Raw genomic sequence first — 17,223 nt, forward strand, 5'->3', positions numbered from 1 at the left:
CGGCGCGCTTACCCGCCGAGCGTCTCGATCAGCGCCATTTCCCGGCTCGACATCAGCTTCTCGATGTCCATCAGGATCAGCATCCGGCCGTCGACCGTGCCGAGGCCCGTCAGGTACTCGGTCGTCAGCGTCGCGCCGAATTCCGGTGCCGGCATGATCTGGTCGGTCTGCAGCGTCAGCACGTCCGACACGCCGTCGACCACCATCCCGACCACGCGGTTCGACACGTTCAGGATGATCACCACCGTCTGGTGGTCGTACTCGACGCGGCCGAGATGGAACTTGATCCGCATGTCGACGATCGGCACGATGATCCCGCGCAGGTTGATCACGCCCTTGATGAAGTCCGGCGCGTTCGCGATGCGCGTGACGCTGTCGTAGCCGCGGATTTCCTGCACCTTCAGGATGTCGATCCCGTACTCCTCGTCGCCGAGCGTGAAGACGAGGAATTCCTGGCCCGTCGCATCGCCCTGCTCCGCATCGCGGCGGCTGGTTGCCGCGTTCGCCGCGGCCGGATTGATCATTTGGACTTCAGCGGACACGTTTGCCCCCAATCGGTTGAATGGCGAGAGTCAGAAAATGGCGAGCTCGGCGCCGGCTCGGGCGCCGTGCGTCGCACGGGTTTCGCGGTTCAGCGCCGCGACGTCGACGATCAGCGCGACACTGCCGTCGCCGAGAATGGTCGCCGCAGAGATGCCGTGCACCTTGCGGTAATTGGTTTCGAGGTTCTTCACGACCACCTGCTGCTGGCCGACCAGCTCGTCGATCAGCATCGCGAAGCGGCGCCCCTCGGTTTCCATGATCGTGACGATGCCCTGGGTCGGATCGGTGCGCGCGTCCTCGACCGAGAACACCTCGTGCAGCGCGACGAGCGGCAGGTATTCGCCGCGCACGCGCACCACGCGCTCGCCGTTGCCGACCGTGTAGATGTCGTCGTTCGACGGCTGCAGCGACTCCATCACGAAGTTCAGCGGCAGGATGAAGATCTCGCTGCCGACCTTCACCGACATCCCGTCGAGGATCGCCAGCGTGAGCGGCAGCACGATCCGCGTGGTCGTGCCGCGACCGGCCTGCGACGTGATCTCGACATGGCCGCCCATCGACTGGATGTTGCGCTTCACGACGTCCATCCCGACGCCGCGGCCCGACACGTCGGTCACGGTTTCGGCGGTCGAGAAGCCCGGCGCGAAGATCAGCTGCCAGACTTCGTCGTCGCTGATGTTTTCGGAAATCTGCATGCCCTGCTTCGCGGCCTTCGCGAGGATCCGCTCGCGGTTCAGGCCCGCGCCGTCGTCGCTGACCTCGATCACGATGTTGCCGCCGTGATGCGCGGCCGACAGCACCAGCTGGCCGACGCCGTCCTTGCCGGCGGCGACGCGCTTGTCGACCGTCTCGATCCCGTGGTCGAGGCTGTTGCGCACGAGGTGCGTGAGCGGGTCGATGATCCGCTCGATCAGGCTCTTGTCGAGCTCGGTCGCCTGGCCGAACGTGACCAGCTCGACCTGCTTGCCGAGCTTGCCGGCGAGGTCGCGCACGAGCCGCGGGAAGCGGCTGAACACGTAGTCCATCGGCATCATGCGGATCGACATCACCGCTTCCTGCAGGTCGCGCGCGTTGCGCTCGAGCTGCGCCATCCCGTTGAACAGGCGGTCGTGCAGCGCCGGATCGAACGCGCTCGCGGTTTCCGCGAGCATCGCCTGCGTGATCACGAGCTCGCCGACCAGGTTGATCAGCTGGTCGACCTTCTCGACGCCGACGCGGATCGAGCTGCCTTCGGCGCCCGATGCGGCGGCGGCCGGGCGCGGACGCTTGTCGTCGTGGTGCGCGGCAGCCTGGACAGCCTGCGCGGCGGGTTCTGCGTGCGGTTGCGATGCCGGTTGCGATGCCTGTTGCGGCGCCGGTTGCGCGACGGCGCTCGGCTGCGCCTGCGGTGCGGCGGCGGCCGGGGCGGCACCGGGGGCTTGCGCGAAGACCTCGACCCGCGCGGCCGGCTCCGGCGCGGCGGCCGGTTCGGCGGCGGCCGGCGTGGCGGCAGGCGCCGCCGGTGCGGCCGGCGCGGTGCCGCGCGCGATGCGGATCTGGCTGTCGTCGATCACGAAGCAGCACACGGCGACGATGTCGTCGGACGGCACGTCCGATTCGAGCCACAGCGTCAGGTCGGCGCCCGCTTCCTCGCGGCCGACGATCCGGCCGAGATTGCCGAGCTCCTCGGTGAGCAGCGCCTGGTCCTTCGCGTCGACGCCGAGGAGCGTGATCTTCAGGTGCGGGCCGTCCGTGCCGGCAGCCGCCGCCGGATGCGCGGCCGCGACCGCCTGTTCGACCACGTGATCGGGCGCGCGGTCGCTGGCGGAGGTAGCGGCGGCCGGCGCCGGTGCCGGTGCAGTCTCCACGGCAGGCGCGGCAGGTGCGACGTCCGCGGGCGCGCCCGCGCCGCTCTCGGCCTTCAGGCGTTCGAGCTTCGCGCAGATCGTCGCGGCAGCCGCCGCGTCCGGTTCCGCGCTCGCGCGATAGTCGACCAGCTGGTCGGACAGCACGTCCTTGGTCTCGAGGAACGCGTCGACCATTTCCTTGGTCAGCGTCAGCTCATGGTTGCGCGCGCGGTCGAGCAGCGACTCGAGGATGTGGGTCGTCTCGGTCAGCGCGGAAAAGCCGAACGTCGCCGCGCCGCCCTTGATCGAATGCGCGGCGCGGAAGATCGCGGCCAGGTCCTCGGGGTCCGGCGAGCCGACGTCGAGGTTCAACAGCAGTTGCTCCATCTGCGCGAGCAACTCGTCCGCTTCGTCGAAAAAGGTCTGGTAGAACTGCGTGATGTCGAGAGTCATGCCCGGTCACCGGTTGGATTCGTCGCGTTCATGTCAGGAGGCGGTCTGCTCGGACAGCGTCGCGACCAGGTCGATCAGCACGGCCGGGTCGATCGGCTTTTCGATCCAGCCGGTCGCGCCCGCGTCGCGCGCGGCGTCCTTGAACGCATCGCTGCCTTCGGTCGTCAGTACGAGAATCGGCGTGTCCGCATACGCCGTCAGCTTGCGCAGCGCGGCGATCACCTCGAGGCCGTTCCTGCGCGGCATGTTCTGGTCGGTCAGCACCAGGTCGTACGGCACGGTGGCCGCCATGTCGAAGCCGGCTTCGCCGTCCGGCGCCACCGTCACGTCGTAGCCGGCCTGCGCAAGCGTCGCCTGCAGCAGCGCACGCATGGTCGCGGAGTCGTCGATGGCGAGAATGGTTCGGATCATGTCGGGCTCCGCAGGACCGCTCCAGGGTGGCTGACCGCCCCCTCGGGGGGCAGCGAACGAAGTGAGCGTGAAGGTTGTTTCATACGCGTCTCGAAATCTTGGAAACGTCAGGGTTTCGGCACCACGGCGACGGCGCTCGCGAGCACCGGTCGCGCGGCCGGCGCCGTGCCGTCGAGCTGCTGGGCCAGTTGCTTCGAGCCCGCGGCGTCGGCCGACAGCGTCGTGGTCGTCGTGTCGTCGCGCATCAGCGCGTCTTCGGATTTGCGGTTCAGCACGATCACGCTGATCCGGCGGTTTTCCGGATCGAGCGGATCGGCCTTGTTCAGGTTCTGCGTCGACGCGAGGCCGAGCACGCGCAGCACCTTCGACTCGTCCATGCCGCCCGCGATCAGCTCGCGGCGCGACGCGTTCGCGCGATCGGCCGACAGTTCCCAGTTGCTGTAGCCGCCCTCGCCGCCCGCGTACGGCACCGCGTCGGTATGGCCCTGGACGATGATCCGGTTCGGCACGTCGTTCAGCGTCTTGCCGATCTCGCGCAGGATGTCGCGCATGTACGGCTCGACGTGGTCGCTCGACATCGCGAACATCGGCCGCTTCTGCGAATCGACGATCTCGATGCGCAGCCCCATCAGCGTCGAATCGATGCGGATCTGCTGCTTGAACTGGCGCAGCGTCGGATTCGCCTCGATCGCCGCCATCAGCTTGATCTGCAGGTCGTGCAGGCGCGCCTGCTCGAGCCGGTCCTGTGCGCCCTGCGCCTGCGAGCGCGTCCTGTCGTCGCCGGCCTTCGCGACGCGATCGGCGAGCGACGTCGTGCCGTCGGTACGGCGCAGCGTGCCGGCATCGAGGCTCGACAGGTCGCGGCCGCCGCCGTTGATGATGCTCGAGTCCTGCGAGCTGCGATCGCCGCTGCCGAACAGCGCGGCCTTCAGCGGCGTGTTGAAGTACTCGGCGATCCCCTTCAGCTGCACCGGCGTGACCGAGCTCAGCAGCCACATCAGCAGGAAGAACGCCATCATCGCGGTCATGAAGTCCGCATACGCGAGCTTCCAGGCGCCGCCGTGGTGGCCCTTCTTCTGCGGGGCCACCCGTTTGACGACGATCGCGCGATCCTTGCTCTTGCTCATCGAATGCTCCGCGTCACTTCGCCTTCACGCGGCGCACATGCTCTTCGAGCTCGGTAAACGACGGCCGCTCGGTCGAGAACAGCACCTTGCGGCCGAACTCGACCGCGATCGCCGGCGCATAGCCGTTCAGGCTCGCGAGGATCGTCACCTTGATGCACTGGAACATCTTGGTCGACTCGGCGACGCGCTGCTCCGCGAGGCTCGCGAGCGGCCCGATCAGCCCGTACGACAGCAGGATCCCGAGGAACGTGCCGACCAGCGCCTGCGCGATCATCGCGCCGAGCACCGCGGGCGGCTTGTCGGCCGACGCCATCGTGTGCACGACGCCCATCACCGCCGCGACGATCCCGAACGCCGGCATCGCGTCGCCGACGCGCATCAGCGCGTGCGCGGGGCCTTCGCCTTCCGCGTGGTGCGTCTCGATTTCCTCGTCCATCAGGCTCTCGATCTCGAACGCGTTCATGTTGCCGCCCACCATCAGGCGCAGGTAGTCGGTCAGGAATTCGACGATGTGGCGATCCGCGAGGATCTTCGGGTATTGCGTGAAGATCGGGCTCTTGTCCGGATCGTCGATGTCGGCCTCGAGCGTCAGCGTGCCTTCCTTGCGGGCCTTCGCGAGCAGCACGTACAGGAGCGCCATCAGTTCCATATAGACGTCCTTGGTGTACTTCGAGCCCTTGAAGAGCGTCGGCAGCACGCGCAGCGTCGCCTTGATGGTCTTCATGCCGTTGCCGAGGATGAACGCGCCGACGCCCGCGCCGGTGATCATCAGGATCTCGAGCGGCTGGACCAATGCGCCCAGATGCCCGCCTGCCAGCGCGTAACCGCCGAAGACGGACAACAGCGTCACGAGTGTTCCCACGATAATCAGCACTGCCTGTCCCTCACGAAAGACCGGCGGGGAGACCGCCGTTAATCAGGTTTACGGCAGTCGGCAGGAAAACTTTGGCGGTCGCGCCGCGACCGCGCGGCGGTGTTTACCAGCAGGCCCCGGCCGGTTCGCGCGGCGCGCGGCAGGCGTGCGGAAGGCGTGCAGCTCCCGCCCGGCCCCGCCCGGCGGCGCTCAGGCCGCGGCGGCGGTCAGCCCGGCGCGCGCGGCGGCCGCCTTGCGGGTCTTGCCCGCGCGCGACGGCGGCTGGCACAGGCCGCACACGAAACCTTGATGCGGATCATGCGCATGCGCGACGAAATGGCCGCCGCAGCGCGTGCACGGCGTCATCTGCAGCATCCCCGAGTCGAAGAAGCGCACCAGCGTCCACGCGCGCGTGAGGCTCAGCGCGGCCTCGTCGCCGGACAGGTTCACGTGCTCCAGATAGAGCCGGTACGCCTTCACGATCGACTGGATCGGCTCGCAGCGGCCGTGGTCCTGCATGAACCGGTAGATGTTGTAGAACAGCGACGAGTGGATGTTCGGCTGCCACGTCATGAACCAGTCGGTCGAGAACGGCAGCATCCCCTTCGGCGGCGACGCGCCCTTCAGTTCCTTGTACAGCTTGATCAGGCGGTCGCGCGACAGGCTCGTCTCCGCCTCCAGCAGCTGCAGTCTGGCGCCCAGTTCGATCAGTTCGATGGCGAGGGTGATTTCCTTCACCTCGATCACGACGCTTTTGCTTGCCATGGTGAATAACCGTCCGCTTGACGTTGTTCGGATGAATCGCCAATACGCCGCCCGCCGACGCGGCGCGCCGGCACGAACGCAAGGCGGGGAGGGATCAGCGGACGCTTTCGACCGGCTGGCCGGCCATCAGGATCGCGGAATGCGCATGCGTGACGACGTCGCTGCGGCCTTTGTCGGCGAGCGACGACAGCAGCGCGTGATCGTCGAAGCGGAAACGGCACAACATCTGGTTCGATGCCGCGAGCTTCACGGTCTGGGCGAGCGTGAGGTTCGCGAGCACGTCGGCCAGTTCCTGGGAAACTCCCATGCGGAACATGCCCATCGCCTTGTCTTCCCGCAGCAGGCGCTGCGCGAGGAGGAGGTACGACAGGTTGACCTCTTTGATCTCACTGAGCATTTCGCTGGTGGCGCTCATGATTCCCCCGTTAAGAGCTTTTGCTTTGGCCTTTCATTGTGAAAACGTTTGCTCGATCGGGCGCCTGCTGACGCGCTGCCGGCACGTTTATAGTCTTACAGGGCGAATTCTGGCCAAACGGCATTTATGCCGGTATCAGCGAAGTGGCGCACGCCACGCAGGAATTGTCTGTAAACCGTGTAGGAATTTTTCCGACAAGGCGAATTGAAAGGGAACGAACGGCGGGGGCGAATGGGGCGCGAATGCGTCGGCGATGCGGTCCGCATGGGACGAATCCGGCTGAAGGCCATCCGGCAAGGCTGCCGGAAGTTGAATCGGTAAAAATTATAGTGGTTTTTCATGATAGCGCAACAATTGTGGTGGCTATCTCGTTTTATGTTTTCGCACCCTTTTTATCGGGGTTTTCTCGTATTTCATGGTGTAACAAGCCTTAAGTGTTTGAAAAAACACTCGAACCCCTGAAGGCGATATCGATAATGGACTCAAATGGGCGGCGGCGGGAGCCGCGCCGGCCCGCCCCGCAGCTTGCCGCCCGGCGTCCCGCGCACCCCGCCACGGACCCGGCCACGCACCGCAGACAGCGTGCGTCGGCGAGTTCCGCAACCCTGCAGCGGACCAGCATGCGCGCTCGAGCGCTTTGCGCTGGTCGACACCGGAGAACGTCCATGCGTATTGCCCAGATCGCGCCGCTTTACGAAGCTGTCCCGCCGAAACTCTATGGCGGCACCGAGCGTGTCGTGTCCTACCTCACCGAGGCGCTCGTCGAGCTGGGGCACGACGTGACGCTGTTCGCGAGCGGCGACTCCGTCACGTCCGCCCGTCTCGAGGCGGCATGGCCGCGCGCACTGCGGCTCGACCCGTCGATCCGCGACTCGATGGCGCCCCATATGCGCCTGATCGAGCAGGTCGCCCGTGTCGCGCACGAATTCGACGTGCTGCACTTCCACCTCGACTACCTGCCATTTCCGCTGATGTCGCGCCTCGACACGCCGTACGTGACGACGCTGCACGGCCGCCTCGACCTGCCGGAGCTGCAACCGGTGTTCGACGCGTTCCCGGACGCGCCGGTCGTGTCGATCTCGAACAACCAGCGCAAGCCGCTGCCGCAAGCCGCCTGGGCCGGCACCGTGTATCACGGGCTGCCCGACACGCTGCTCACGCCGCAACCGGACGTGAAGCCCGAATATCTCGCGTTCCTCGGCCGGATCTGCCCCGAAAAGCGGGTCGACACCGCGATCCGGATCGCCGCGCAAAGCGGGCTGCCGCTGAAGATCGCCGCGAAGGTCGACAAGGCCGACGCCGACTACTTCAAGGAAGTGATCGAGCCGCTGCTCGGCGAGGCGCATGTCGAATTCATCGGCGAGATCAACGAGGCGCAGAAGCCAGCGTTCCTGTCCGGCGCCAAGGCGCTGCTGTTCCCGATCGACTGGCCGGAACCGTTCGGCCTGGTGATGATCGAGGCGATGGCCTGCGGCACGCCGGTCGTCGCGTTCAACCGCGGCTCGGTGCCGGAAGTGATCGAGGACGGCGTGACCGGCTTCATCGTCGAGGACGTCCAGGGCGCGGTCGGTGCACTGCACCGGATCGACAGCCTGTCGCGCGACGCGATCCGCGCGCGCTTCGATACGCGCTTCAGCTCGAAAGCGATGGCACGGCGCTATGTCGAAACTTACGAATCGCTTTGCGCGACGGCAAAGCGGCCGACCTTGCGTCGCGTCGCGAGCGCGTGACGGCGAAATTCGTCAGAAATATTCGGTGAAATTCGCGCCGAAATCGGCGCGTAAAACCCAAAGGCGCCAAAGAGCCGCAGTCGATGCGGCTCTTTCTTTTTGCGCGCTCATTCGATCAGGAAACGATCGCGGTTTTTCCCGACGATCCAATTCGGCGGCTTGCCGCGCCCGCTCCAGGTTGCACCCGACTTCGGGTCGCGGTATTTCGGGGGGAGCGGTGCCTTTTTCGGCGGACGGCCGCGCCGCGCTCGCTCCGCGAAGCCCAGATCCTGGGCCGTCAGGCCATATTCGGCAATCATTCGCTGGACGTCGGCGATCACCGCCGCCACTTCCTGGCGACGCACGTCATCCGCCTGGGCCTGCAGATCGGCGATCTGCGCCTTGAGTTTCGCGTATTGAGACATTTTTCGGCTCCCTTTTCCATGATGCGGCGCCGGCAGTTCCGGCCGGAACGCCAACACCCGTTACGTCATCCGCACTGCCGCCCTGCCCTTCAAAATTAATGCTGCCATCTTTAACCGAATCGGCTATATCGAGAATGCGGACTTATTCTAATAAAAACCATTCGTCAGCCATTCGAATTTAACAATCGTTGACCCTCACCCAGCCGATTCATTTCCTATAATCCAGACCAATTCGGGGTGACGGAATAAATCATCCGGTCATCCGTTTGTCTTCAACCCACTTGAACGGGATCCTTACATGAATCTTTCTCAGCGTCTGGCTGCAGAGGTATTCGGCACGTTCTGGCTGGTGCTCGGCGGGTGCGGAAGCGCCGTGCTGGCCGCAGCCTTTCCGGGCCTCGGCATCGGCTTCGCCGGCGTCGCGCTCGCCTTCGGCCTGACCGTGCTGACGATGGCATTCGCGATTGGCCATATTTCGGGTTGCCACCTGAATCCGGCCGTCAGCGTGGGCCTGACGGTCGCCGGCCGCTTCCCGGCACGCGATCTCGCGCCGTATATCGTTGCGCAGGTCGTCGGCGCGACGCTCGGTGCGTTCGTGCTGTACCTGATCGCGACCGGCAAGCCGGGCTTCGACGTCGTCGGCAGCGGCTTTGCGACGAACGGCTTCGGCGAGCGCTCGCCCGGCCACTACTCGCTCGGCGCGGCGTTCATCTGCGAAGTCGTGATGACGGGCTTCTTCCTGTTCGTGATTCTCGGCGCCACCGACAAGCGCGCGCCGGCCGGCTTCGCGCCGATCGCGATCGGCCTGTGCCTGACGTTGATCCACCTGATCTCGATCCCGGTCACCAACACGTCGGTGAACCCGGCCCGCTCGACCGGCCCCGCGCTGTTCGTGGGCGGCGAGGCGATCGGCCAGCTGTGGCTGTTCTGGGTCGCGCCGATCATCGGCGCGGCAATTGCGGGGATCGTCTACCCGCTGATCGCGGGGCGCGACGATGCCGTCGGCCTCGTGCCCGCATCCGCTCGCACTAGCGAATAAAACACTACGGGGTCACGCGAGCAGAGCAGCGAGCCTCACGCTGTCGAACAACATCGAGGCAGGTAATTTGAACGGGCGCCGCTGGCGCCCGTTTTTCATTGCCGCTCAGCTCAGGAAGCGGCGACGCCGTCGCGCGTGCCTTCGAGCGCGAACAGCGTGCGCAGGTGGCGGGCGACGCCCGCATCGAAGTTGTTGCCGATCCGCGGGATGTGCGGCAGGTGCGCGATCAGGTCGGGGTTCGCGTTGTTCATCATGAACGCGTGGCCGGCCGTTTCGAGCAGGTCGATGTCGTTCATGTTGTCGCCGAACGCGATGCAGTGGCCGGCGTCGACGCCGAGTCGCGCGAGCACCGTACGCAGCGCGCGGCCCTTCGACACGTTGGCGGTCATCACTTCGAGACAGTCGGGCAGCGAGTACGTGACGTACAGCGCATCGCCGAACCGCACGCGCATCTGCTCCGCGACCACCGCCAGATCGGCCGGCTCGCCGATGTACAGCACCTTCGCGATGTCGGCGCCGTCGTGCGCGGCCATGTCGATCACGTCGTACCGGAAGCCCGAATCCTGGTGGAATTCGAGCAGGTGCGGCGCGTCGCGGTCGATCAGCCAGCCGCGATCGGTGAACAGGTTGACGATCACGCGCCCGTGCGCACCGGTCACGCCCGGCTGCACGAGGCCGCGGACGATCGCGGGATCGATGTCCTGCGCATGGATCGCCGTGTCGTCCGGCGCATGCACACGCGCGCCGTTCGACGTGATCAGGTACGGCCGGATGCCCAGCACGTCGCGGATGCCGGCGACGTCCGCGTAGTGACGCCCCGTCGCGATCACGAACTGCAGGCCGTCGCGGTCGAGCCGGCGGACGGTCTCGATCGTGTACGGATCGAGCTGGTGGTCGCTGTTCAGCAGGGTGCCGTCGAGATCAGTGGCGATGACTTTGTACATGGGGATGGGGGAGTGGCGCGCAGGACGCTGCGGAGCCGCCATTTTAACGTCGTGCCCGGGGGCGCGCCGGGTGGTCGGGAAATGGGGGCGGGTTTCAGGGCGTTCGGGTTTCCGTGCGTCGCTGGTTCGGCCGGGGCAGGCGGTTTGCTCGGTTTGCTCCGTCAGCTCGGTCCAGTTTGTCCGCTCAACGTGCCCGCCCGTCGCTTTACCTGATCGACCCGCCCGGCCAGCTCGGCCCACTCGCCGCACGCCGCCCACGCGCCTCTTTCACCCCGCTTCAGCCGCCCTCAACGCCTGCAGCGCGAGCCGCAACGCGCCGTGCGCGGAATCGTCGAGCGGCGCGCGCAGCCGCGCCGCATGGCGTGCCGGCACGGCCGGTGCCAGCGCGTCGGCCAGCCCGCCGCACAGCGCGACCGGCAGCGCCTGCTGCGGATCGAGCGCGTCGATCATCTTGCCGATCTCGTCGCCGGCCTGCGCGATCAGCGCCGCCGCATAAGAATGGTCGCGGTGCGCGAACACGATCGGCGCGAGGCGCGCGTAGATCGTCTGGTTCGCATCGCACGACCACTGGACGAGCGCGTCGCGATCGTGCGCGCCCGTTTCCGCGAGCAGCGCGCCGGCAAACGCGTCACACGGCACGCGGCCGTCGAGCGCCTGCTGCGCGTACGCGAGCGCGCGCATGCCGAGCCACGCGCCGCTCGCCTCATCGCCGGACGGAAAGCCGAAGCCGCCCGCGATGCGGCAGTCGCCCGCGGCGTCGAGCGCCGCCGCGATGCTGCCCGTACCGAGCGCGACGATGAGCCCCGGCGCACCGCCGTGCGCGCCGACGGCGGTCGTATAAGCGTCGCTTTCGATCGCCAGTGCGTCGAGCGGCGCCTGCGCGCGGAACGCGGCGAGCCACGCGGCATTGTTGACGCCCGCGAGCCCGCAGCCGAGCGCGCACTGCGACCAGTCGAACGCGAGCCCCGCCCGCGTGAATGCGTCGGCACAGGCCGCGCCGATCGATGCCCACGCGCGCTCGATGCCGAGGCCGAGCCCCGACGGGCCGCCGCGCCCCTGCGCGAGTTCGCGCCCGTGCCGGTCGGCGAGTACCGCGCGGGTACCCGTGCCGCCGCCGTCGATGCCGATCGCAAAAAGGAATGCCGTCATGCGTTGATCCTGCTGATTCGAACAGGCGCCAAGCTTAACCGGATCGGCGCCGCACGCCCATCTGCCGTTCGGCCAGCTATACCGTGAATGGGCCTTCCGCTATGCTGGCACGATCGAATCGACACTGGAACGAGGCCGGCGATGTCGCAGCGGTGCAACTGGGTAAAGACGGAAGCGGATGCTCACTATCACGATACCGAGTGGGGCGTGCCGTCGCATGACGATCGCCATCTGTTCGAAATGCTGATTCTGGAAGGCGCGCAGGCGGGGCTATCGTGGTCGACGATCCTGAACAAGCGCGCCGGCTATCGCGAGGCGTTCGCCGACTTCGATGTCGACGCGGTCGCGCGCTTCACGCCGAAGCGCATCGAGAAGCTGCTCGAGAACCCCGGCATCGTCCGCAATCGCGCGAAGGTGGAATCCGCGGTGACCAATGCACGGGCCGTGCAGCGCATTCGCGAGGATCACGGATCGCTCGCGCAATTCCTGTGGTCGTTCGTCGACCACACGCCGGTCCAGAACGCATGGCAGTCGTATCGCGACGCGCCCGCGTCGACTGCCCAGTCGGATGCGCTCAGCAAGGCGCTGAAGGAATACGGCTGCAAGTTCGTCGGCTCGACGATCTGCTATGCGCTGATGCAGGCAACCGGGATGGTCAACGACCATGAGACCGGTTGCCCGTGTCACGCCCAATGCGCGGCGCTCGGCGGCAAGCAGCAGCCGGCACGGCGCCGCAAGGCGGGCTGACGGCGAAGCTCACGGGCTGGTCGGCTTGCCGCACCGGCACGTCAGCACGCGCCGCCAGGTGATCCGCGCAAGGCGAACCCGAACGCGGCGCCGATTTCCCGGTGAACACGTCGGCGGCCTTGCCCGTTGGCTGCCGGCGGAACCGCCGTGCGGCCATTCGACCGTCCGGCAGTCGATCGGCCACTTTTCCGCCACGATCTGCAACCTTTTCCGGCCCCGAAAAGCAAAACGGCGGAGCGGCTTCTTTCGAAGCACGCTCCGCCGTTTCGCGGCGAACCGTAGACGCTCTTAGTGGAGCTTCTTCGGCAGCATCTGGCTGCGCAGGCGCTTGTGCAGGCGCTTGACGGCTGCTGCCTTCTTGCGCTTGCGGACTGCGGTCGGCTTTTCGTAGGACTGGCGTTCGCGCAGTTCAGCGATCAGGCCATTTTTTTCGATAGCACGGCGAAAGCGGCGAATCGCCACTTCGAACGGCTCGTTTTCCTTCAGAAGAATCGTCGTCATGTCGTTCCTAAATTGCTTAAACGGTCAAAAACGTAGCGGCCAAGCGCCACGCACCGGCCATCCGGGCGTCCCCACAACAGGCGAAACGAGCGGAAATACGGCCTCGGAGGCCGGAAAAGAGAGGCACAAAGCACCGCGGGTACGCTTCACAAGCCGCGTGCAGCGCCGCGTTTGACTGCCAGCAGGAATGCCGAGACGGCATAGGCGTGACAGAAAATCTCAATTCAGCCCGCCATCATACCAGTTAAACGCAGCTTCGCCTACAGGTTTACCGCTTTTCCGTTGCAATTCAGCACGAGCCGCTCGCCATGTCCGATCGGCGAAGGCCAGGCGCGCCCCTCCCATGAGGGCCGACCTCACTGCCCGACGAAGCGCATTGCCGCGCCACGATGCGCCGCACCCCACCGAGGCGACACGCACGAGACACATGCGCGGCATCGCGCCGCAAGAATAGTGTTCGATGCGGCCCTAAAGTTTCCCCGAATCAGCGCCGACAACCAGGAAAGGCGGGCAGCGCGGGACACGGAAAGCGCGACGCCGAACCCCGAATCCAGTCAATCAAACGGCGTTTTCCAAACGAGGATCCAAATGCTGAACATCAACACCAACATCTATTCGCAGACCGCTCAAACGAACCTCTCGTCGACGCAGAACGCGCTGTCGCAAGCGATCAACCGCCTGTCGTCGGGCAAGCGCATCAACTCCGCGGCAGATGATGCGGCAGGCCTCGCGATCTCGACGACGATGCAAGCGTCGATCAACGCATACACGCAGGGTGTGTCGAACGCGAACAACGCCGTGTCGATGGCTCAGACCGCATCGAGCGGCCTGTCGGCAATCACCGCCAACCTGCAGCGTATCCGCCAGCTCGCTGTTCAGGCATCCGATTCGTCGATCGGCACCGCTGCTGCAAGCAACCTCGACACCGAAGTGCAAGCGCGTATCACCGAAATCGGCCGTATCGCGAGCCAAACGACGTTCAACGGCATCAACCTGCTCGACGGCAGCGCGAACGCCGCAGGCACGCCGCTGACCTTCCAGATCGGCGAAAAGTCCGGCCAGCAACTGTCGCTCGACCTGAGCGGCAAGTACGATACGGCGACGCTCGGCCTGACCGGCAGCGTGACGACCGTCGCCAACGCGCAAGCGATGATGAACACGATCGACACCGCGCTCGGCACCGTCAACACCGCGCAAGCTCAGCTCGGTTCCGACATCAACATCTATCAGGCAGCGATCTCGCAGACCACGGCGCAATCGACGAACCTGAACGCAGCAAGCGCGCAGATCACCGACGCGAACTTCGCGCAGGAGACCGCCAACCTGTCGAAGGCACAGGTGCTGCAACAAGCCGGCATTTCGGTCCTCGCACAAGCGAACTCGATGCCGCAGCAAGTGCTGAAGCTCCTGGGCTAAGCAAGCCGGACGGCGCGCGCCGCGAGATCGCGATCGACGCGGCGGCGCCATCGGAACGGGAATGCCCTTCCTCCCAATGCTTATCCGATCACGTCGGGTAAGCATTTTGCTTTTCGTGCTTCGCGCATTACGTCGCCCTGCCCGACCGTTGCGCAGGACTAATCTCATCGAATGGAGTCCTACATGTCGACGACTACCACCACATCGGCGAACAGCGCACTGGCGGCAGCCGCCCAATCGATCATCAGCGGTGTGACGAATTCGAATACGGACGTCTCGTCGCTCGTGTCCGCGCTGGTCGCAGCGAAGACGGCCGCACAAACGACCCAGAACACCAATCGGCAAACGCTCGACAACACGACGCTGTCCGCGATCGGTTCGCTCAAGTCGTCGCTTTCGTCGCTGCAAAGCGCACTGTCCGGCCTTACGGACGGCTCGGCGCTGTCAAAATTCACGGCATCCGCGAGCGGCAGCGGCCTCACGGCCACGACGTCGACGGGGGCGGTCGCGGGCAGCTATTCGGTCGCAGTGACGCAGGTAGCGACGGCGCAAAAGCTCTCGTCGATCACGGGAATTCCATCGACGAACCAGGTCGGCACCGGCAACCTGACGATCCAGCTCGGCAGCGGCACGCCGATGACAGTCGCGATCAAGTCCGGCACCAACACGCTCGCCGACATCGCAAATGCGATCAACACGGGAAGCGGCAATCCGGGCGTGACCGCCACGGTCGTCACCGGCACGGACGGCTCGCACCTCGTGCTGACGTCCAACGTCACGGGCGCGGCGAACACCATCAAGGTGTCGACCAATTCGACGGACGGGCTGGCTGCGCTGGCAACCGTCGATAACACGGGTGCAGCGACAAACAATTACAACGAGACGATCCCCGCGCAGGACGCGCAGCTTTCGATCGACGGCACCAGCGTGGTTAGCGCGAGCAACACCATCACGGGCGCGATTACGGGCGTGACGATCAACCTGTCTGCTTCGTCGGCCAAGACGACCCAAACGCTCTCGGTCTCGCCGGACAACACCTCCGCCACCAATACGATCAACGCGTTCGTCTCCGCATACAACTCGTTCGTCAGCACCGCATCGTCGCTGTCGAGCTTCAATTCGAGCGCAGCCGCCGGTAGCCAGGGGGGCCCGCTCATCGGCGACTCGATGCTGAATTCGATCGTCAACACGCTGGCCACCAAGGTGGCCCAGGGCGTAACGAGCGGCGGCAGCACGATCAGCCTGAGCGCGATCGGCCTCAATCTTCAGCCGGACGGCACGCTCAGCGTCGACAGCGCGGCCCTGTCGTCGGCGCTGGCGAACAATCCGTCATCCGTGGCGACCGCGTTCAACGCGACCAACGGCGTAGGCGCGACGCTCAACAGCAACATCACGACATTCCTGCAGACGGGCGGCATCATCGACACGCGCGTCACGGCGTTGAACCAGGATCTCGCCGCTGCGAAAACGCAGGCCACGGCGCTGCAGGCATACGCCAGCCAGCTCACCGATCAGTACAATACGCAATTCACCGCGCTCAATACGCTGATGGCAAAGATGCAAAACAATTCGCAGTACCTGACGCAACTGTTCGGCGGCACCAACAGCGCGGGCGCGCTGGCCACGAACAAGGCATAGCGGCAGGCGTTGCCGCGGCCGGATCAACATGGGAGAGAACATGACGACGGACCCGATCACTCTGCTGGAGCGCGTGTGGTCGCTCACGCAGGCAATCGAACATGCGGCATCGATGGCCGACTGGCCGGGCGCGGCGAGCCTCGTCGAACAGCGCTCGCCGCTGCTGATGTCCCTGGCCGCCCCGCAATCGCCCGACGCGCTGGCGATCCTGAAGCGCATCGAGGCGATCGACGCGGCCGTGATGGCGGACGCACAAACGACACAACGAGAGCTGCAGGCCGAGTTCAAGACGGCTATCGGCCGCACGGAAGCAGCGCTGCAATATCAGCGGATCGCGGGTTTCTGAACGAACGCCCCGGTGCCCGCCGCGCCTGATGATCTCGCGTCATCGCCCGGCGGGAATCGCTCGCCGGGCGAGCGGATTCCACTCATTACCGGTTCATCGTGTTTACCGTCATCATCGCCACCCACGACCGGCCACTGCTGCTGCGCCGGACGTTGCAGTCCCTGATCGACCAGACGTGGCAGGACTTCACCGTCATCGTCGTCTCCGATAGCGCGACATACATGCCGCCATTCGAGGAGCTTTCCGCATTGCAGGGGCGCTACGTCCACGTGATCCGCAGCGGCGCGCCCGGGCCGGCCGAAAGCCGCAACATCGGACTCTCGCTCGGCAAATCGCGCTACGTCATGTTCCTCGACGACGACGACACGCTTGAGCCGACGCACCTCGACGCGCTGGCCCGAAGCATCGGCGCCGACGAGCCGGAAATCCTGTTTTGCGATTTCAAGGTGTGTTACGAGGATCGCACGACGCATCCGCCACGCACGACCTCGATCGAAACGGTGCGCATCGGCGATGTCGACGCGGACAGCGTCTACGTGCTGAATCGCGTGCCGAACAGCTGCATCGCGTATCGCGACGACGTCGTCGCGCGCGTCCGATATGCGACCGATCTCGAGATTTACGAAGACTGGGACTTCCTGCTCGCGTGTCTTTCCGGACGCGCAATGGTTCATGTCCCGCTCAGCTCAGTCGTCATTCACAAGAGCCCGGCCGGCGCGCAGGAGAATATGCGACGCGGCAATACACGCGACGACCTGATCGCCTCGACGATGCTCGCGCTTTACCAGCGGCATCCAGCCCCCAATACGGACGTCCGCCTGAACCGCCAGCGGCTGATGGCCTCGGCGGGCATCGTGCTGGATCTCGACCACTTCTGACCTGCGGCGCGATCCGGCGGTCGGCCTGCCCGGGGAGG

General features: G+C 65.8%; 18 protein-coding genes. 7 read left to right on the forward strand and 11 right to left on the reverse strand.

What is annotated here, in order from left to right; all coding sequences use genetic code 11:
• Positions 1-8: 8 nt before the first annotated feature.
• The 7 genes from cheW to flhD all read right to left on the reverse strand — a co-directional run bounded on the left by cheW (position 9) and on the right by flhD (position 6,393).
• Positions 9-524: a chemotaxis protein CheW gene (cheW, locus tag U4Z31_RS15615; RefSeq protein WP_031397017.1), complete on the reverse strand. Its 516-nt coding sequence runs from the start codon at positions 522-524 to the stop codon at positions 9-11.
• A 48-nt stretch (positions 525-572) separates the two neighbouring features.
• Positions 573-2,822 (reverse strand): chemotaxis protein CheA, encoded by a 2,250-nt coding sequence (gene cheA / locus U4Z31_RS15620; RefSeq protein WP_321810746.1) that lies wholly within the window; start codon positions 2,820-2,822, stop codon positions 573-575.
• 33 nt (positions 2,823-2,855) lie between these two features.
• Positions 2,856-3,233 carry a response regulator gene (locus tag U4Z31_RS15625; RefSeq protein ID WP_044849175.1) on the reverse strand — a complete coding sequence of 126 codons (378 nt, stop codon included), beginning with the start codon at positions 3,231-3,233 and terminating at the stop codon, positions 2,856-2,858.
• A 107-nt stretch (positions 3,234-3,340) separates the two neighbouring features.
• Entirely contained in the window at positions 3,341-4,360 is a 1,020-nt protein-coding gene (gene motB, locus U4Z31_RS15630; RefSeq protein WP_044849176.1) for a flagellar motor protein MotB, read from the reverse strand.
• 13 nt (positions 4,361-4,373) lie between these two features.
• Complete coding sequence (gene motA, locus U4Z31_RS15635) at positions 4,374-5,234, reverse strand: flagellar motor stator protein MotA (RefSeq protein WP_044849177.1); 861 nt, start codon at positions 5,232-5,234, stop codon at positions 4,374-4,376.
• Between the two features lie 189 nt (positions 5,235-5,423).
• The gene (gene flhC, locus U4Z31_RS15640) at positions 5,424-5,978 is read right to left on the reverse strand and encodes a flagellar transcriptional regulator FlhC (protein WP_044849178.1); all 555 of its coding nucleotides are present in this window, start codon (positions 5,976-5,978) and stop codon (positions 5,424-5,426) included.
• A 94-nt stretch (positions 5,979-6,072) separates the two neighbouring features.
• Positions 6,073-6,393, reverse strand: coding sequence for a flagellar transcriptional regulator FlhD (gene flhD / locus U4Z31_RS15645; RefSeq protein ID WP_014895554.1), 321 nt, complete (start codon positions 6,391-6,393; stop codon positions 6,073-6,075).
• A gap of 665 nt (positions 6,394-7,058) precedes the next feature.
• On the opposite strand from flhD, the gene U4Z31_RS15650 reads away from it, so the two are divergent.
• Positions 7,059-8,123, forward strand: coding sequence for a glycosyltransferase family 4 protein (locus tag U4Z31_RS15650; RefSeq protein WP_044849179.1), 1,065 nt, complete (start codon positions 7,059-7,061; stop codon positions 8,121-8,123).
• Between the two features lie 107 nt (positions 8,124-8,230).
• On the opposite strand, the gene U4Z31_RS15655 is transcribed toward U4Z31_RS15650, so the two are convergent.
• Positions 8,231-8,527, reverse strand: coding sequence for an H-NS histone family protein (locus U4Z31_RS15655; protein ID WP_006489320.1), 297 nt, complete (start codon positions 8,525-8,527; stop codon positions 8,231-8,233).
• Between the two features lie 298 nt (positions 8,528-8,825).
• Here U4Z31_RS15655 and aqpZ point away from each other — a divergent pair, with 298 nt between their 5' ends.
• Entirely contained in the window at positions 8,826-9,566 is a 741-nt protein-coding gene (gene aqpZ, locus U4Z31_RS15660) for an aquaporin Z (RefSeq protein WP_044849180.1), read from the forward strand.
• A gap of 110 nt (positions 9,567-9,676) precedes the next feature.
• Here the strand turns inward: aqpZ and U4Z31_RS15665 are convergent, their stop codons facing one another.
• Together U4Z31_RS15665 and U4Z31_RS15670 are read right to left on the reverse strand one after the other, a co-directional pair.
• A complete protein-coding gene (locus U4Z31_RS15665) occupies positions 9,677-10,510 on the reverse strand; it encodes a Cof-type HAD-IIB family hydrolase (protein WP_321810747.1) in 834 nt (277 codons plus the stop codon).
• A gap of 267 nt (positions 10,511-10,777) precedes the next feature.
• Entirely contained in the window at positions 10,778-11,659 is an 882-nt protein-coding gene (locus U4Z31_RS15670) for a BadF/BadG/BcrA/BcrD ATPase family protein (RefSeq protein ID WP_321810748.1), read from the reverse strand.
• Between the two features lie 141 nt (positions 11,660-11,800).
• On the opposite strand from U4Z31_RS15670, the gene U4Z31_RS15675 reads away from it, so the two are divergent.
• On the forward strand, positions 11,801-12,406 hold the full coding sequence (locus U4Z31_RS15675; protein ID WP_124486856.1) for a DNA-3-methyladenine glycosylase I: 606 nt from the start codon (positions 11,801-11,803) through the stop codon (positions 12,404-12,406).
• A gap of 288 nt (positions 12,407-12,694) precedes the next feature.
• On the opposite strand, the gene rpsU is transcribed toward U4Z31_RS15675, so the two are convergent.
• On the reverse strand, positions 12,695-12,907 hold the full coding sequence (gene rpsU / locus U4Z31_RS15680) for a 30S ribosomal protein S21 (protein ID WP_006401410.1): 213 nt from the start codon (positions 12,905-12,907) through the stop codon (positions 12,695-12,697).
• A 588-nt stretch (positions 12,908-13,495) separates the two neighbouring features.
• Between rpsU and U4Z31_RS15685 the strand changes: the two genes are divergently transcribed.
• The 4 genes from U4Z31_RS15685 to U4Z31_RS15700 all read left to right on the forward strand — a co-directional run bounded on the left by U4Z31_RS15685 (position 13,496) and on the right by U4Z31_RS15700 (position 17,185).
• On the forward strand, positions 13,496-14,323 hold the full coding sequence (locus U4Z31_RS15685) for a flagellin (RefSeq protein WP_321810799.1): 828 nt from the start codon (positions 13,496-13,498) through the stop codon (positions 14,321-14,323).
• A gap of 171 nt (positions 14,324-14,494) precedes the next feature.
• A complete protein-coding gene (fliD, locus tag U4Z31_RS15690; protein ID WP_044849185.1) occupies positions 14,495-15,961 on the forward strand; it encodes a flagellar filament capping protein FliD in 1,467 nt (488 codons plus the stop codon).
• A gap of 40 nt (positions 15,962-16,001) precedes the next feature.
• A complete protein-coding gene (locus tag U4Z31_RS15695) occupies positions 16,002-16,307 on the forward strand; it encodes a flagellar protein FliT (protein ID WP_044849186.1) in 306 nt (101 codons plus the stop codon).
• A gap of 98 nt (positions 16,308-16,405) precedes the next feature.
• Entirely contained in the window at positions 16,406-17,185 is a 780-nt protein-coding gene (locus U4Z31_RS15700; RefSeq protein ID WP_321810749.1) for a glycosyltransferase family 2 protein, read from the forward strand.
• The last annotated feature ends 38 nt before the right edge of the window (positions 17,186-17,223 follow it).

This window comes from Burkholderia sp. BCC1985, from assembly GCF_905339915.1.
Classification (GTDB): Bacteria; Pseudomonadota; Gammaproteobacteria; order Burkholderiales; family Burkholderiaceae; genus Burkholderia.

Coding starts and splice junctions, on each gene's coding strand:
- fliD (WP_044849185.1), top strand. CDS start 14,495: ATGGAGTCCTACATGTCGACGACTACCACCACATCGGCGAACAGCGCA.
- flhD (WP_014895554.1), bottom strand. CDS start 6,393: ATGAGCGCCACCAGCGAAATGCTCAGTGAGATCAAAGAGGTCAACCTG.
- aqpZ (WP_044849180.1), top strand. CDS start 8,826: ATGAATCTTTCTCAGCGTCTGGCTGCAGAGGTATTCGGCACGTTCTGG.
- motB (WP_044849176.1), bottom strand. CDS start 4,360: ATGAGCAAGAGCAAGGATCGCGCGATCGTCGTCAAACGGGTGGCCCCG.
- U4Z31_RS15650 (WP_044849179.1), top strand. CDS start 7,059: ATGCGTATTGCCCAGATCGCGCCGCTTTACGAAGCTGTCCCGCCGAAA.
- flhC (WP_044849178.1), bottom strand. CDS start 5,978: ATGGCAAGCAAAAGCGTCGTGATCGAGGTGAAGGAAATCACCCTCGCC.
- U4Z31_RS15695 (WP_044849186.1), top strand. CDS start 16,002: ATGACGACGGACCCGATCACTCTGCTGGAGCGCGTGTGGTCGCTCACG.
- cheA (WP_321810746.1), bottom strand. CDS start 2,822: ATGACTCTCGACATCACGCAGTTCTACCAGACCTTTTTCGACGAAGCG.
- U4Z31_RS15685 (WP_321810799.1), top strand. CDS start 13,496: ATGCTGAACATCAACACCAACATCTATTCGCAGACCGCTCAAACGAAC.
- U4Z31_RS15670 (WP_321810748.1), bottom strand. CDS start 11,659: ATGACGGCATTCCTTTTTGCGATCGGCATCGACGGCGGCGGCACGGGT.
- U4Z31_RS15665 (WP_321810747.1), bottom strand. CDS start 10,510: ATGTACAAAGTCATCGCCACTGATCTCGACGGCACCCTGCTGAACAGC.
- rpsU (WP_006401410.1), bottom strand. CDS start 12,907: ATGACGACGATTCTTCTGAAGGAAAACGAGCCGTTCGAAGTGGCGATT.
- U4Z31_RS15655 (WP_006489320.1), bottom strand. CDS start 8,527: ATGTCTCAATACGCGAAACTCAAGGCGCAGATCGCCGATCTGCAGGCC.
- U4Z31_RS15625 (WP_044849175.1), bottom strand. CDS start 3,233: ATGATCCGAACCATTCTCGCCATCGACGACTCCGCGACCATGCGTGCG.
- cheW (WP_031397017.1), bottom strand. CDS start 524: ATGATCAATCCGGCCGCGGCGAACGCGGCAACCAGCCGCCGCGATGCG.
- U4Z31_RS15675 (WP_124486856.1), top strand. CDS start 11,801: ATGTCGCAGCGGTGCAACTGGGTAAAGACGGAAGCGGATGCTCACTAT.